This window comes from Streptomyces silaceus (assembly GCF_001419745.1).
Lineage (GTDB): Bacteria > Actinomycetota > Actinomycetes > Streptomycetales > Streptomycetaceae > Streptomyces > Streptomyces silaceus.
Window position 1 is genome coordinate 1 of the sequence record NZ_LIRJ01000449.1, and the last position, 15838, is coordinate 15838.

The following is a 15838-nucleotide window of genomic DNA, read 5'->3' on the forward strand; positions in this document are numbered from 1 at the left end:
GGTCCGCGGGGACGGCGCCCGCCCGGGGCACGGCCAGGGTCAGGCCCGCGCCGGTGAGCACGGTGCCGGTGAGCAGGGCGAGGGATCTGCGGAGTCTGTGGCGTTTCCTGTGCACGGGGGTTCCTCCGGAGGGGGGACGGTCGTACGCGGGTCTGTGCGCCGTGCGCCGGGGTGCGCCGTCACCCCGGACAGTTCATGTCCTGTACACATCAGCGACGGTAGCCACGTTTGTCCGGGGCGGAAACCCCTTACGCAGCACCTGAGTTCAGCTTCTTCCCGTCACTGGACAAACGTGGGGGCGGAGCCGGCCCCGGTCGGGACCGGCCCCCGCGGCGAGCCGCCGCCGTCAGTCGGAGCCGAAGGCCGCGTCGAACGACGCGGTGGGCGGCTCGTAGTCGAACGCCTTCAGGTGCCTCAGCGCCTCCGGGGCGCCCTGGAGGCGGTCCATCCCCGCGTCCTCCCACTCCACCGAGACGGGTCCTTCGTACGCGATGGAGCGCAGCATGCGGAAGACGTCCTCCCACGGGACCTCGCCGTGGCCCGCCGAGACGAAGTCCCAGCCGCGGCGCGGGTCGCCCCAGGGCAGATGGGAGCCGAGGCGGCCGTTGCGGCCGTCCAGGCGGCGCCGGGCCTCCTTGCAGTCCACGTGGTAGATCCGGTCGCGGAAGTCGTAGAGGAAGCCGACCGGGTCGAGGTCCTGCCACACGAAGTGGGAGGGGTCGAAGTTCAGCCCGAAGGCAGGGCGGTGGCCGACCGCCTCCAGGGCCTTGTGCGTGGTCCAGTAGTCGTACGCGATCTCGGACGGATGCACCTCGTGGGCGAACCGGACGCCTTCGGCGTCGAAGACGTCCAGGATCGGGTTCCAGCGCTCGGCGAAGTCCTCGTAGCCGCGCTCGATCATGGAGTCGGGCGCGGGCGGGAACATCGCGACCAGGTGCCAGATCGACGAGCCGGTGAAGCCGACGACCGTGTCGACGCCGAAGGCCGCGGCCGCCCGCGCGGTGTCCTTGATCTCCGCCGCGGCCCGCTGCCGCACGCCCTCCGCCTCGCCGTCGCCCCAGATGCGGGACGGCAGGATCGCCTGGTGCCGCTCGTCGATGATGGCGTCGCAGACGGCCTGCCCCACGAGGTGGTTGGAGATCGCCCAGCACTTGAGTCCGTACTTGTCGAGCAGGGCGTGCCGGCCGTCCAGGTAGGAGGGGTCGGCGAGCGCCTTGTCGACCTCGAAGTGATCGCCCCAGCAGGCGAGTTCGAGGCCGTCGTAGCCGAAGTCGCGGGCGAGCCCGCAGACCTCTTCGAGCGGCAGGTCGGCCCACTGGCCGGTGAAGAGCGTGAACTGGCGTGGCATGGCCAGGCCTCCTCGGGCGGGGATGCGGCGGGTGGTGGCTCGGGCGGGAGTGCGGCGGGCGGGGGTGCGGCGGGTCACGGCTCAGGCGGGGATCGGCGTGTACACGGAGTTCTTCGCGGCGCTCTCCTCCACCGCCGCGAGGACCCGCTGCACGGACAGGCCGTCGGCGAAGGACGGCTCGGGGACCGTACCGGTGGCGATGGCGTGCAGCAGGTCGCGGGCCTGGTGCACGAAGGTGTGCTCGTAGCCGAGCCCGTGCCCCGGCGGCCACCAGGCGTCCAGGTAGGGGTGTCCGGGCTCGGTGACGAGGATGCGGCGGAAGCCGGACGACTCGGCGGGTTCGGTGTGGTCGTGGAAGGACAGCTCGTTCAGCCGCTCCAGGTCGAAGGCCAGCGACCCGTCGGAGCCGTTGAGTTCGAGCCGCAGCGCGTTCTTGCGGCCCGCGGCGAACCGGGTCGCCTCGAAGGAGGCGAGGGCGCCGGACGCGAACCGGCCTGTGAAGACGGCCGCGTCGTCCACCGTGACCGCGCCGAGCCGCGCGCCGCCCGCCGCGGTGAGACCGCTGGACGCGCCCTCCAGGACCGGCCGTTCGCGTACGAAGGTCTCGGTGAGCGCGGACACCCCGGCCACCGGCTCCCCCGCCAGGTACTGCGCGAGGTCCACGATGTGCGCCCCGAGGTCACCGAGCGCCCCGGAGCCCGCACGGTCCTTGCGCAGCCGCCAGGTGAGCGGGAAGTCCTCGGGCACCAGCCAGTCCTGAAGGTACGTCAGGCGTACGTGACGCAGCGCGCCGAGCCGCCCCTCGGCGACCATCCGCCGGGCGAGCGCGAGGGCGGGCACGCGGCGGTAGTTGAAGCCGACCATCGCCACCTGCCCCCGCGCGCGGGCGCGTTCGGCGGCCTCGGCCATCGCCTCGGCCTCCTCGACGGTGTTGGCGAGGGGTTTCTCGCACAGCACGTGCTTGCCCGCCTCCAGGGCGGCGACGGCGATCTCCGCATGGCTGTCGCCGGGGGTGCAGATGTCGACGAGGTCGACGTCGTCCCGGGCGATCAGGGCCCGCCAGTCGGTCTCGGCGGCGGCCCAGCCGAGCCGGTCGGCGGCGGCGCGCACGGCTGCGCCGTCCCGGCCGCAGACGGCCGAGAGCACCGGCCGCAGCGGCAGGTCGAAGACGCGCCCCACGGTGCGCCAGCCCTGGGAGTGGGCGGCGCCCATGAAGGCGTAGCCGATCATGCCCACGCCCAGCGGCCGCCTGTCCGCCGCGCCGGCACCGGTGCCCGCGCCGGCGCCGGCTCCCGCTCCGGCACCGGCGCCCGCCTCGGCGGCGGTCCCGGACTCGCCTTCGGCCCCGGCCTCGGGTCCCGTCTCACGCATGCGGTACTCCTCCTCGTCGACGCTCGGTGGGGGGTGTCAACACACACATCACTTGAAGCCGGTGGACATGTACTGACCGACGTTGTCCTTGTCGACCACGGCCGAGTAGCAGGTGACGAAGGACGGGATCTCGAACTCGGCCATGCCGCTCACGCCCTTGCCCTGTCCGAGGGCGCGCGCCAGGTCGATGGCGGACGCGGCCATGGTCGGCGGGTAGAGGACGGTGGCCTTCAGGACGCTGTCGTCGGACTCGATGGCCTGGAAGGCGGAGAGCGCGCCCGCGCCGCCGACCATCAGGAAGTCGTCGCGGCCCGCCTGCTTGATGGCGCGCAGGGCGCCCACGCCCTGGTCGTCGTCGTGGTTCCACAGGGCGTCGAAGTTCTTCTGCGCCTGGAGGAGCTGGGACATCTTCGACTGCCCCGACTCGACGGTGAACTCGGCGGCCTGGCGGGCGACCTTCTTGATGTTCGGGTAGTTCTTCAGGGCGTCGTCGAAGCCCTTGCTGCGCTGCTTGGTCAGCTCCAGGTTGTCGAGCCCGGCCAGCTCCACCACGCGGGCGTTCTTCTTGTCCTTGAGCTTCTCGCCGATGTAGTGCCCGGCGCTGAGGCCCATGCCGTAGTTGTCGCCGCCGATCCAGCAGCGGTAGGCCTGCGGCGAGGCGAAGACACGGTCGAGGTTGACGACGGGGATGCCCGCCCTCATGGCCTTCAGGCCGACCTGGGTGAGCGCCTTGCCGTCGGCCGGCAGGACCACCAGGACGTCGACCTTCTTGTTGATCAGCGTCTCGACCTGGCCGATCTGCGCCGCGGTGTCGTTGGACCCCTCGGTGGCCTCCAGCGTGACGTCCTCGTACTTCTCCGCCCGGTTCTTGGCGTTGTCGTTGATGGCGTTCAGCCAGCCGTGGTCGGCCTGCGGGCCCGCGAAGCCGATGGTGACCTTCTTGCCCGACTTGTCGTCAGCGACCTGCTGGGACTTGTCGTCGGACCCCTCGTCCTCCGGTTCGTTGCTGGTGCAGCCCGCGAGCAGGGCTCCGCCGGACAGGGCGGCGGCTCCGAAGAGGAGTCCTCTGCGGCTCGTGTGGGTTGGCATGGATGAACTCCTCAGCTCAAGAGGTGGTGGCCGTACGCCGTTGGACGAGCACCGCGGCGACGATGATCGCGCCCTTGGCGATCTGCTGGGTCGCGGTCTCCAGGTTGTTGAGGGCGAAGATGTTCTGGATCGTGGTGAAGATCAGCACGCCGAGCACGGAGCCCGTGATGGTGCCGCGGCCGCCGCTGAGCAGGGTGCCGCCGATGATCGCCGCGGCGATGGCGTCCAGCTCGTAGAGGTTGCCGTTGGTGTTCTGGCCCGATCCGGACAGGATGATCAGGAGGAAGGCCGCGATGCCGCAGCACAGACCGGAGAGCAGATACAGATAGAGGCGCTGCCTGCGGACGTCGATGCCGGCCAGGCGCGCCGCCTCCGCGTTGCCGCCGACCGCGAGGGAGCGGCGGCCGAAGGTGGTGCGGTTCAGGAGCAGCCAGCCGACCACGGTGACGGCGGCGAAGACGAGGACGAGCGGCGGGATGCCCAGGACGTAGGAGTCGCGCAGGCCGAGGTCGAGGACGCTGTCCACGGTGACCATCTGGGTCTTGCCGTCGGTGATCTGCAGGGCGAGTCCGCGGCCCGAGGCCAGCATGGCGAGCGTCGCGATGAACGGCACGACCCCGCCGTACGCGATGAGCAGGCCGTTCACCAGACCGCACCCCATGCCGACGACCACGGCCGTGAAGAGGATGCCCGCGAAGCCGTACTCCTGGGTGGCGAGCGTCGTCGCCCACACCGAGGCGAGCGCGACGATCGCGCCGACCGACAGGTCGATGCCCCCGGAGATGATCACGAACGTCATGCCGACGGTGACGACGCCAATGACGGAGGCCTGGGTGAGGACCAGCTGGACGTTGTCGGTGTCGAGGAACGCGTCGGGCTGGGTGATCCCGCCGATCACGATCAGCGCGACGAGCACGCCGAGCAGGGACAGCGTGCGCACGTCGGCGCGGAACAGCACGGCGCGCCACGGGCTGCCGCCGTCGGCGGGGGTTCTCTTGCCGGTGGCGGCCTCGGCCGCCGGGGCTGGCTGGGTCATGCCGCCGGGCTCCCTTCGAGGACGAGGTCGAGTACGCGGTGTTCATCGAGGTCACGGGCGGGTGCGGTGTGGACGACGCGGCCCTCGCGCAGCACCAGGACGCGGTCGGCGAGGCCGAGCACCTCGGGCACTTCACTGGAGACGAGGAGCACGGCGAGGCCGTCGTCGGCGAGCCGGCGGATCACCGCGTACAGCTCGGCGCGGGCGCCGACGTCGACGCCGCGGGTCGGCTCGTCGAGCAGCAGGACGCGGCAGCCGCGCAGCAGCCAGCGGGCCAGGACGGCCTTCTGCTGGTTGCCGCCGGAGAGGGTGCGCACGGGCACGGACGGCTCGTCGGGACGCAGCGACAGTTCGCGGGTCGCGGCGTGCGCGGCCGCGTGCTCGCCGCTCCGGTCGAGCCAACCGCCGCGCGAGAAGCGGGACATGGAGGAGACCGACACGTTGCGGGTGACGGACTCCAGCATGAGGAGGGCCTGCGCCTTGCGCTCCTCGGGGGCGAGGCCGAGTCCCGCGCGGACGGCGGCGCGGACGCTGCCGGGGCGCAACACCTTTCCGTCGACGGCCACTTCACCGGCGCTCGGCTTGCGGGCGCCGTAGATGGTCTCCAGGATCTCGGAACGCCCCGAGCCGACGAGCCCGGCGAGGCCGACGATCTCGCCGGGGCGCAGGTCCAGGTCGAGGGGTGCGAACTCGTCGTGCCGTGCGAGGCCCCGGACGGTCAACACCGGTGGCGCGTCCGCCTGTCGGACCGGGCGGTCGGGGAAGACGTACTCCACGTTGCGGCCCGTCATCAGCGCGACGACGTCCTTGGTCGGCGTGGACTTCGCGGGCAGCCCGCCCGCGACGGCGCGGCCGTCCTTGAGGACGGTGACGCGGTCGCCGATGCGGCGGATCTCCTCAAGGCGGTGCGAGATGTAGACGACGGCGACACCGTCGGCCGTGAGGTCGGCGACGATGCGGAAGAGGTTGTCGACCTCGTCGGGGTCGAGGGCGGCGGAGGGCTCGTCCATCACGATGAGGCGCACCTCGTGCGAGAGGGCGCGAGCCATCGAGACGATCTGCTGCTGGGCGGCGGAGAGATCGCCGACGAGTCGTCCCGGATCGATCTCCGCATGCCCAAGTCGCTTGAGCAGAGCGGCAGTTGATGCCCTCGCCGCACGCCCTCGGACGACGAAGCCGGCGGTGGTCGGCTCGTGGCCGAGGTGGACGTTCTCGGCGACGGACAGGCCTTCCACGAGGTCGAGTTCCTGGTAGATGGTGGCGATGCCGAGCCGCATGGCCGCGATGGGCGAGCGGAGCGTGGTGCGCTCGCCGCGCCAGGTGATCTCGCCGTCGTCGGGCTGGTGGGCGCCCGCGAGGACCTTGATGAGGGTGGACTTCCCGGCGCCGTTCTGGCCGAGCAGGCAGTGCACCTCCCCGGCCTGGACCTGGAGGTCGACGCCGTCGAGGGCCCGGACCCCGGGGAACGACTTGGTGATGCCGGACATGGTGAGCAGCGGTGGTTCTGGTGCCATGACGGTTCCCCTCGGCGGCGGCCGCAGCAGGGCAGGGCGGATTCAGGGCAGGGCGGATCAAGGGCTGGGGGTGGTGCGGAACGTGGTGCGATGCGATACGGGGTGGTGCGAGTGCGGGTGTGGGTACGCCTGCGGAGCAGGGCAGGGCAGAGCAGGGCGCTGTACTGGGTGAGGGCGGCGCGACGGTGCTACGTGCGTGGTACGTGGTGCTCTACGTACGGAATGGCGACTGGTGCTCTACGTGCGGGGGTACGACTCGTGCTCTACGTGCAGAGGTACAACAGATGCTCTACGCGCGGGAGTACGACTCCTGCTCTCGGGACGACGTCACGCCGCGCGTACCGCGTCACGCCGGTGAGAACAGGTGGTCGCTGATGAGCCGCGCCCCGCCGATGGCTCCGGCGGTGGGGCCCAACTCGCCCAGCACGATGGGCAGATTGCCGGTCGCCAGGGGCAGCGACTGGCGGTAGACCTGAGTGCGGATCGCGGCGAGCAGCGTGTGGCCGAGGCCGGTCACACCGCCGCCGATCACCACCAGACCGGGGTTGAAGAAGCTGACGAGGCCCGCGATGACCTGGCCGGTGCGGTTTCCGCCGTCGCGGATCAGGTCGAGCGCGGTCGCGTCACCCGCTGCGGCGGCCGCCGCGACGTCGACGGCGCTGAGCCGCCCCGTCTCGTCGAGCCGCGCGGCGAGCTCCTGCGAACGCCCCTCCCGGGCCGCCTCCTCGGCGTCGCGGGCGAGCGCCGCGCCGCTGAAGTAGGCCTCCAGGCAGCCCTTGTTGCCGCAGGCGCAGGGGCGTCCGTCCGGTTCGGACTGGATGTGCCCGATGTCGCCTGCGCTGCCCGTCGTACCGCGGTAGACCTCACCGCCGACGACGATGCCGCAGCCGATGCCCGTGCCGATCTTGACGCAGAGGAAGTCGCCCACGGAGCGTGCGACGCCCGCGTGCTGCTCCCCCATCGCCATGAGGTTCACGTCGTTGTCGACCATGACGGGGCAGCCCAGTTCCTGGCTGAGGGCCTCCCTGACGGGGAAGCCGTCCCACCCCGGCATGATCGGCGGCGCGACCGGCACGCCTTCGGGGAAGCGGACGGGGCCGGGGACGCCGATGCCGGCCCCGTCGAACCCTTCCGCGAGCCCGGAGGCCTTCAGTTTGGCCGCCATGGCGAGGACCTGCTCGAAGACCGCGACCGGCCCCTCGCGCACGTCCATGGGCTGGTTGATGTGGCCGAGGACCTCCAGCTCGGCGTTGGTGACCGCGACGTCGACCGAGGTCGCGCCGATGTCCACGCCGAGGAAGCGCAGGCCCGGGGCCAGACGGATGTTGTGGGAGCGGCGGCCGCCGCGCGAGGCGGCGAGTCCGTCGGCGACCACGAGACCGGTCTCCAGGAGCCGGTCGACCTCGACGGCCAGCTTGGACCGCGAGAGGTCGACCTGATCACCCAGCTGTGCGCGGGAGTTGGGGCCCCCGTCGCGCAACAGCCGCAGCAGCCGCGCCTGGTGCGCGTTGGCGGGTCGAGCCGTCATACGTCTCACGCGCCCCTCCCCGCCTCTTCGGGCTTCCCGTGGCCTTGCCCTCAGGCGCGAACGTCGGCGCCGTCGGGCTTCCTTCAAGCTTTCGAGGGGAACGTAGCAGTGCCTGCCGGGAGTGGGAAGAAGTTGCGCGCGAATTACCCATGACTTTCTCCAGTCACAGGACAAAGAGGGGGTGGGCCGCCCTTCTAGGCCGGTTCGCGGAGCATGCACCAGGTGCGCGGGCCGCCGTCGGGCAGGGTCACGTCGGCCGTGACGCGGAAGCCGAGCCGTTGGTAGAACGCGACGTTGCGCTCGGTGGAGGTCTCCAGGAAGCACGGGTGCCCGGCGCGGTCGGCGGCTTCGATGCCGGGCAGGATCACGGCCTTGCCGAGCCCCTGGCCCTGCGCCTCGGGGTCGACGCCCACCGTGGCGAGGAACCACGCGGGGCGCCGCGGCCGGTGCGGGCGCAGCGCGTGGTCCGCCGACGCGAACCACGCCGCGCGGTCGCCCGCGAGTTCGTCGATGAGCGGGCCGATCGCGGCGAAGCCCGGCGCGGGGTCGCGCTCCGGCGTGGTCCACACGGCCACCGCGCGCCCGGCCCCGGCGACCCAGACTCTGCCGTACACCATGCCGATGCGGGTCAGGAACAGCTCCTGGAAGCGGCGCACCCGCTCCTCGTGGCCGTCGGCCGCGACGACGTGGCGTGTGAAGGCGTAGTCGGCGAAGGCACGCGCGAGCGTGTCCACGGCCACGGGCACGTCTTCCATGATCACGGGGCGTATGCGGTGGTGGGTGGCCATGTCTCTTCTCCCGTCGTCCGGCGGCACTGGCTTACCTCCGGGGTAATCGACGCTTCGGGGGCCGGTGCCGCACGGTGGTGCCACCGATGCCGCCCCGGCCCCTCGACGGAAGGTCACCCCATGTCGGACACCCTGCCCCAGAACGAACCGCCGGCCCACCTGCTCGATGCGGTCCCCTTCGCCGCGCACCTCGGCATCGCCTTCGAGGAGGCGGGCCCCGACCGGGTCGAGGGCACCCTCGCCTGGTCACCCGAACTGTGTACGGCGGGTGGCGTGCTGCACGGCGGGGCGCTGATGACGCTGGCCGACACGGTCGGCGCGGTGTGCGCGTTCCTGGGCCTGCCTGCGGGGGCGGCCACGTCGACGGTGGAGTCCAGGACCAACTTCTTCCGCGCCGTGCGCGCGGGCACGGCACGCGCGGTGGCCCGCCCCTTGCACGTCGGCCGCACTCTCGTCACCGTGCAGACCGACGTGTTCGACGGCGAGGGGCGGCTCGTGGGACAGACCACGCAGACGCAGGCGGTACGGGCCCCGCGAGGAGAGTGAACGGCGGGACGGGTGACCGCGGCCGGGACGGGCGACCCGACACGGCTCAGCCCATCCACCCGACACGGCCCGGCCCACCCGCGGGGGTCAGGCGCGCTCGCGCTGGTGGTACGTCTGCCGGGTGTGCTCGGTGTGGGCGCGCATGATGTCCGTGGCGCTCCGCTCGTCGCGCTCGGCGATCGCAGCGATCAGCTCGCGGTGCTCCAGCCAGGACTGGCGGCCGCGCTGCCGGGCGACCGGCGTGTAGTACCAGCGGACCCTGCGGTCGACCTGCGCGGCGAGCTCGGCGAGGACCACGTTCCCCGCGAGCTCCATCACCTTGGCGTGGAAGGCGGCGTTGAGGGCGACCACGCGCTCCACGTCCCCGTCCGCCACGGCCTGTTCGCCCTGGGTGCACAGCTCGTCCAGGGCCGTGATGCCCGCGGTGCCGGTGTTCGCGGCGGCGAGCCGGGCGGCCTCGGCCTCCAACAGCGTGCGCACCGTGAGGAGTTGGTCCGCCTCCTCCTCGGTCGGCTCGTGCACGAAGGCGCCCTGGGCGGGCCGCAGGTCGACCCAGCCCTCCGTGTTCAGCCGCTGGAGCGCCTCGCGCACCGGCTGGCGCGAGACGCCGAGGTGCCCGGCCAGTTCGCTCTCGACGAGGTGCTGACCGGGCTGCAGCGCGCGGGTCGTGATGAGTTCGAGCAACGCCTCGTAGACCCGCTCCCTCAGCGGTCCGGGGCGTTCGAGCCGGGGCACCGCCCCCTGCGGCAGTCCTGTGGACAACATCGCGGTCCCCTCCTCGACGATTGCCTTTTGTCTACAGTCTACGAGCTACAGGGGCCAGCACCAGGGGGAGTTGAGCCGGTCACACCACCGCGGGTGACGCGTTCGCCGCGGTCAGGGGCAGCGCACGACCTGTCCCGCGTACGAGAGGTTCCCGCCGAAGCCGAAGAGCAGCACCGGGTCGCCGGGCCGGATCTCCCGGCGCTCCACGAGCTTGGACAGCGCCATCGGGATGCTCGCCGCCGAGGTGTTGCCGGAGTCGACGACATCGCGGGCCACGACGGCGTTCACGGCGCCGATGCGCTCGGCGAGGGGCTCGATGATGCGGAGGTTGGCCTGGTGCAGGACGACCCCGGCGAGGTCGGCCGGGGTGAGTCCGGCGCGCTCGCAGGCCCGGCGGGCGAGCGGCGGCAGCTGGGTCGTGGCCCAGCGGTAGACGCTCTGGCCCTCCTGCGCGAAGCGGGGCGGCAGGCCCTCGATCCGGACGGCGTTGCCCATCTCGGGCACCGAGCCCCACAGCACCGGGGCGATGCCGGGATCCTCGCCGGGGGCGCACGCCTCGACGACGGCCGCGCCGGCGCCGTCGCCGGTCAGGACGCAGGTGGTGCGGTCCGTCCAGTCGGTGACCTCGGACATCTTGTCGGCGCCGATGACCAGGGCGCGCGTCGCGGCGCCGGCCCGCACGGTGTGGTCGGCGGTGGCGAGCGCGTGCGTGAAGCCCGCGCAGACGACGTTGACGTCCATCGTGGACGCCGACGGGATGCCGAGGCGCGCGGCCACCCGGGCGGCCGTGTTCGGCGAGCGGTCGATGGCCGTGGAGGTGGCGACCAGGACCAGGTCGATCGCGTCCGGGGACAGGCCCGCGGAGGCCAGGGCCTTGCCGCCGGCGTGCGCGGCCAGCTCGTCGACGGGCTCCTCGGGGCCCGCGATGTGCCGCGTACGGATGCCCACGCGGGAGCGGATCCACTCGTCGCTGGTGTCGACCATGCCCGCGAGATCCTCGTTGGTGAGGATCTGGGCGGGCTGGTAGTGGCCGACGGCGGCGATGCGTGAGCCGTGCATGGACGGGTCCCCCTTGTTGCCGGAGATGCGGGACCGTCCAGTCTGGTCAGCGACTCATGAGTAACAGTGCACGTAAAGCAACAGGAATGGGGTGCGTCGTTTGGATGCTTCTCATGATGCCGTCACCCTCTGAAGAGCTGTGTGACCTTGTGTACGAGTTCATAGAGGCCGTAGCCGAGGGGCAGACCCACCCAGAGCCACGCGAACACGATCAATGCGCGGCGGTCACGGGGCGGTGCGCTCGGCGGTGTGGTCATCGGCGGCCTCCTTCGGGGCGGGGATGTGGTGGCGGGGGTGGACGGGGCGGACGAGCTCGTTCGCGACGAAGCCCACGACGAGCAGCCCGATCATGATCGTGAAGGAGAGGCCGTAGAGCGCGGAGCCGTGCTTGCCCGCCTCCTCCTGGTGGTCGGCGACGCGGTTGACGATCAGCGGGCCGAGGACACCGGCCGTGGACCAGGCGGTGAGGAGCCTGCCGTGGATGGCGCCGACCTGATAGGTGCCGAAGAGGTCCTTCAGATACGCGGGGATCGTCGCGAAGCCGCCTCCGTAGAACGAGAGGATCACCAGCGCGCAGACGATGAACAGCGGCTTCGAGGTGTCGCCGAAGCGGGCGATCAGGAGGTACATGAGCGCGCCCGCGCCGAGGTAGACGCGGTAGACGTTCTTGCGGCCGATCAGGTCGGAGGCCGAGGACCAGCCGATGCGCCCGGCCATGTTGGCGGCCGACAGGAGCGCGACGAAACCGGCCGCGGCGGAGACCGACACGGGCGTCGAGGTGTCCGCGAAGAAGTCCGTGATCATCGGGGCGGCCTTCTCCAGGATGCCGATCCCCGCCGTGACGTTCATGCACAGGACGACCCACAGGCACCAGAACTGCGGGGTGCGGACGGCGGTCCGCGCGGAGACCTGGGGGCCGTCGAGCACTCCGGGCGCGCCGGGGCCGCGCGCGCCCTCCGTACGCGGCAGGCGCACCAGAAACACGCCGAGCGCCATGAAGACGGCGTACGTGAGGCCGTGCACGAGGAACGCGAGCGCGATGCCGTGGGAGTCCGTGCCGAAGGCGTCCAGCATGCGCGCCGACCAGGGCGAGGCGATGAGCGCGCCGCCGCCGAACCCCATGATGGCGATGCCGGTGGCCATGCCGGGGCGGTCGGGGAACCACTTGATGAGCGTGGAGACGGGTGAGATGTAGCCGATGCCGAGGCCGATCCCGCCGACGAAGCCGTAGCCGAACACGATCAGCCAGTACTGGCTGATCGCGGCGCCCAGCGCGGCGACCAGGAAGCCCGAGGAGAAGCAGACCAGGGCGACCGTCATCGCCCAGCGCGGGCCGTTGCGCTCGACGAGGGTGCCGCCGAACGCGGCGGACAGGCCGAGCATGACGATGCCGACCTGGAACGGCAGCGCGCTCTGGGTGCCGCTGAGGTGCAGCGCGGATTCGAGGGGCGGTTTGAAGACGCTCCAGGCATAGGCCTGGCCGATGGACAGATGCACCGAAAGGGCTGCGGGCGGCACGAGCCAGCGGCTCCAGCCGGGCGGCGCGACGAGGGGCCTCATGATCCCGAACCATAAGAAGACGGCCGGGACTTGGGAAGGGTGCGCGACCTCTTGCTGACCCAACTTCCATACTGTAGACAATATTCCGTCGACGTCTTCTCCATACGTTCCTGATCCCCGGCGTCTCGGCCCGCACTCCTCGGCCTTCGCCCCTCGCTCGTCGTTCTCCGTCCTTCGTTCCTCGGATCCCTCGACCGAATGGAGCGTCCACCGTGAAAGTCGCAGTCCTCGGTGCCGGTGCGATCGGCGCCTACGTCGGAGCCGCGCTGCACCGCGCGGGCGCCGACGTCCATCTCGTCGCCCGTGGACCGCATCTGGCGGCCATGAGGCAGCACGGCGTACGGGTGCTGAGTCCGCGCGGCGACTTCACCGCGCGGGCCCGCGCCACCGACGACCCGGCCGAGATCGGCCCCGTCGACTTCGTCTTCCTGGGCCTGAAGGCCAACGCGTACGCGGCGTGCGGGCCGCTGATCGAGCCGCTCCTGCACGAGGGGACCGCGGTGGTCGCCGCGCAGAACGGCATCCCCTGGTGGTACTTCCACCGGCACGGCGGCCCGCACGACGGCCGACGGGTCGAGAGCGTGGACCCGGGCGGCACGGTCAGCGCGGTACTCGCGCCCGAACGGGCCGTCGGCTGTGTGGTCTACGCGGCGACGGAGCTCGAAGGTCCCGGCGTGGTGCGCCACTTGGAGGGCACGCGGTTCTCCGTCGGCGAGCCCGACCGGTCCCGCTCGGCGCGCTGCGCCGCGTTCAGCGAGGCGATGGTCGCGGGCGGTCTGAAGTGCCCGGTCGAACCGGAGCTGCGCGGCGACATCTGGATCAAGCTGCTCGGCAACATCTCCTTCAACCCGATCAGCGCGCTGGCCCGCGCCACGATGCGCGAGATGTGCCGGCACGGCGGCACCCGGCGCGTCATCGAGATCATGATGAACGAGACGCTCGCGGTGGCCGCGGCCCTCGGCTGCGAGCCCGGCGTCTCCGTGGCGCGCCGCCTCGCGGGCGCCGAACGCGTCGGCGACCACCGCACCTCCACGCTCCAGGACCTGGAGCGCGGCAAGCCCCTCGAACTGGACGTGCTGCTCGCGGCCGTCGTCGAACTGGCGGACGCCACCGGGGTCCCGATGCCCACGCTCCGCACCGTGCACGCCATCTCGGACCTGCTCGCGTCGAGGACCGCATCATGAGCCCACGCGCCCGCACCCCCAAGACGTACACCCGACTCACCCACCCGCTGATCCGCGACTCACGTGACGAGCCGTTCCGCCGGGCCACCTGGGAGGAGGCTCTGGCCCGCACGGCGGCCGGGCTGCGGGCCGCGCGCGGCGCCTTCGGGATGTTCTCCTGCGCCCGCGCGACCAACGAGATGAACTACGTGGCGCAGAAGTTCGCGCGCGTCGTCATGGGCACGAACAACGTCGACTCCTGCAACCGCACCTGTCACGCGCCGAGCGTCGCCGGTCTGTCCGCCGCCTTCGGGTCGGGCGGCGGGACGTCGTCGTACGAAGAGGTCGAGCACACGGACGTGATCGTGATGTGGGGCTCCAACGCCCGCTTCGCGCACCCGATCTTCTTCCAGCACGTCCTGAAGGGCATCAGGAACGGCGCGCGGATGTACGCGGTCGACCCGCGCCGCACGAAGACCGCCGAGTGGGCGGAGAGCTGGCTCGGCCCGAACGTCGGCACGGACATCCCCCTCGCGCACGCGATCGGCCGCGAGATCATCCACGCGGGCCTGGCCAACCGCGCGTTCGTCGAGCGCGCGACGACGGAGTACGCGGAGTACGCGGCCCTCGTCGAGCCGTGGACCCTGTCGCTCGCCGAGCAGGTGACGGGCGTACCGGCCGCGGCGATAAAGGAGTTGGCGCACGCGTACGCGCGCGCCGAGCGGGCCCAGCTGTGCTGGACGCTCGGCATCACCGAGCACCACAACGGCACCGACAACGTCCGCGCGCTGATCAATCTGTCGCTCCTGACCGGCCACGTCGGCCGCTACGGCTCGGGGCTGCAGCCGCTGCGCGGCCAGAACAACGTCCAGGGCGGCGGCGACATGGGCGCCATCCCCAACCGCCTGCCCGGCTTCCAGGACATCCTCGACGCGGACACGCGCCGGAAGTTCGAGTCGGCCTGGGACACGGTCATCCAGCCCCGCTACGGCCTGAACCTCACCGAGATGTTCGAGGCGATGGAGGAGGGCGCCCTCCAGGCCGTCTACTGCATCGGCGAGAACCCCGCGCAGTCGGAGGCGGACAGCGAACAGGCGACGCGGCGGCTGCGCGCCCTGGACTTCCTGGTCGTGCAGGACATCTTCCTGACGAGGACCGCCGAACTGGCCGACGTGGTGCTGCCGGCGACCGCCGCGTGGGCGGAGACCGAGGGGACGACGACCAACAGCGAGCGGCGCGTGCAGCGGGTGCGCAAGGCGGTGCGGCCGCCCGGCGAGGCGCGCGAGGACATCGACATCCTGTGCGAGCTCGCGGGCCTGCTCGGGCACGACTGGAAGTACGCGGACGCGCGGGCGGTCTGGGACGAGCTGCGGTCGGTGTCGCCGGACCACCACGGCATGACGTACGAACGCCTGGACGCCCTCCAGGGCATCCAGTGGCCGTGCCCGGACGAGGACCGGCTCGAACCGACGTATCTGCACGGGAGGTTGTGGGACGCGGACCCGGCGCGGCGGGGCCCGCTCGCCCCCTTCGGGCTCGTCGCGCACGACCCGCCGGTCGACCTCACCGACGAGGCGTATCCGATCCGCCTGACCACGGGCCGTCGGCTCGACTCCTACAACACCGGGGTGCAGAGCGGGGGTTACGCGTCGCCGCTGCGGCGCGGCGAGTACGTCGAGCTGTGCCCGGAGGACGCGGAGCGGTACGGCGTCGTGGTGGGCGAGGAGGTGCGGGTCTCCTCGCGGCGGGGCGCGGTGGTGGCGCCGGTGTGGGTGGACCCCGGGCTGCGGCCCGGCCTCGCCTTCATGACGATGCACTTTCCCGACGAGGTCGACACCAACCAGCTGACGATCGAGGCGAACTGCCCGATCGCGGGGACGGCGGAGTTCAAGGCCTCGGCGATCCGGATCGACAAGCTGACCACACCGGTGGGGTGACGTGACGTGGATCTGCGCTTCGGCGACAGCAAGCCGACGGACGAGGAGCGAGCGGCCGTGGACGCCGTGCTCGGGCCGCCCGCGTCCGCGTGGGAGGGGGCCGAGGACCGCACGGACGCCGATCTGCGGTGGGC

The 15838-nt window shown here is 71.8% G+C and carries 14 protein-coding genes; 3 read left to right on the forward strand and 11 right to left on the reverse strand.

Annotated elements, in window-relative coordinates; translation table 11 throughout:
* Positions 1–346: 346 nt before the first annotated feature.
* From AOK22_RS33460 to AOK22_RS33490, 7 genes are all read right to left on the reverse strand, one after another.
* Entirely contained in the window at positions 347–1348 is a 1002-nt protein-coding gene (locus tag AOK22_RS33460; protein ID WP_055702473.1) for a sugar phosphate isomerase/epimerase family protein, read from the reverse strand.
* 81 nt (positions 1349–1429) lie between these two features.
* Positions 1430–2719, reverse strand: a complete 1290-nt coding sequence (locus tag AOK22_RS33465; RefSeq protein WP_055702474.1) for a Gfo/Idh/MocA family protein — start codon at positions 2717–2719, stop codon at positions 1430–1432.
* Between the two features lie 48 nt (positions 2720–2767).
* On the reverse strand, positions 2768–3808 hold the full coding sequence (locus tag AOK22_RS33470; protein ID WP_055702475.1) for a substrate-binding domain-containing protein: 1041 nt from the start codon (positions 3806–3808) through the stop codon (positions 2768–2770).
* A gap of 16 nt (positions 3809–3824) precedes the next feature.
* Positions 3825–4844, reverse strand: a complete 1020-nt coding sequence (locus AOK22_RS33475) for an ABC transporter permease (protein WP_055702476.1) — start codon at positions 4842–4844, stop codon at positions 3825–3827.
* Complete coding sequence (locus AOK22_RS33480) at positions 4841–6358, reverse strand: sugar ABC transporter ATP-binding protein (RefSeq protein WP_055702477.1); 1518 nt, start codon at positions 6356–6358, stop codon at positions 4841–4843. Before AOK22_RS33480 ends, AOK22_RS33475 begins: the two co-directional genes overlap by 4 nt.
* 346 nt (positions 6359–6704) lie before the next feature.
* A complete protein-coding gene (locus AOK22_RS33485) occupies positions 6705–7886 on the reverse strand; it encodes an ROK family transcriptional regulator (RefSeq protein WP_055702478.1) in 1182 nt (393 codons plus the stop codon).
* 194 nt (positions 7887–8080) lie between these two features.
* Positions 8081–8674 (reverse strand): GNAT family N-acetyltransferase, encoded by a 594-nt coding sequence (locus tag AOK22_RS33490; RefSeq protein ID WP_055702479.1) that lies wholly within the window; start codon positions 8672–8674, stop codon positions 8081–8083.
* A gap of 120 nt (positions 8675–8794) precedes the next feature.
* Here AOK22_RS33490 and AOK22_RS33495 point away from each other — a divergent pair, with 120 nt between their 5' ends.
* Positions 8795–9220, forward strand: coding sequence for a PaaI family thioesterase (locus tag AOK22_RS33495; RefSeq protein WP_055702480.1), 426 nt, complete (start codon positions 8795–8797; stop codon positions 9218–9220).
* A gap of 87 nt (positions 9221–9307) precedes the next feature.
* On the opposite strand, the gene AOK22_RS33500 is transcribed toward AOK22_RS33495, so the two are convergent.
* The 4 genes from AOK22_RS33500 to AOK22_RS33510 form a co-directional block, all read right to left on the reverse strand.
* The gene (locus tag AOK22_RS33500) at positions 9308–9985 is read right to left on the reverse strand and encodes a GntR family transcriptional regulator (RefSeq protein ID WP_069885092.1); all 678 of its coding nucleotides are present in this window, start codon (positions 9983–9985) and stop codon (positions 9308–9310) included.
* A gap of 111 nt (positions 9986–10096) precedes the next feature.
* A complete protein-coding gene (locus tag AOK22_RS33505) occupies positions 10097–11044 on the reverse strand; it encodes a beta-ketoacyl-ACP synthase III (protein WP_055702482.1) in 948 nt (315 codons plus the stop codon).
* 122 nt (positions 11045–11166) lie between these two features.
* A complete protein-coding gene (locus tag AOK22_RS44080; RefSeq protein WP_425264098.1) occupies positions 11167–11301 on the reverse strand; it encodes an MFS transporter small subunit in 135 nt (44 codons plus the stop codon).
* Complete coding sequence (locus AOK22_RS33510; RefSeq protein WP_055702483.1) at positions 11270–12604, reverse strand: OFA family MFS transporter; 1335 nt, start codon at positions 12602–12604, stop codon at positions 11270–11272. The genes AOK22_RS44080 and AOK22_RS33510 overlap by 32 nt, the downstream gene beginning before the upstream one ends.
* Before the next feature lie 212 nt (positions 12605–12816).
* On the opposite strand from AOK22_RS33510, the gene AOK22_RS33515 reads away from it, so the two are divergent.
* Entirely contained in the window at positions 12817–13788 is a 972-nt protein-coding gene (locus AOK22_RS33515; protein WP_055702484.1) for a 2-dehydropantoate 2-reductase, read from the forward strand.
* On the forward strand, positions 13785–15704 hold the full coding sequence (locus AOK22_RS33520) for a molybdopterin oxidoreductase family protein (RefSeq protein ID WP_055702485.1): 1920 nt from the start codon (positions 13785–13787) through the stop codon (positions 15702–15704). Before AOK22_RS33515 ends, AOK22_RS33520 begins: the two co-directional genes overlap by 4 nt.
* Positions 15705–15838 lie beyond the last annotated feature (134 nt).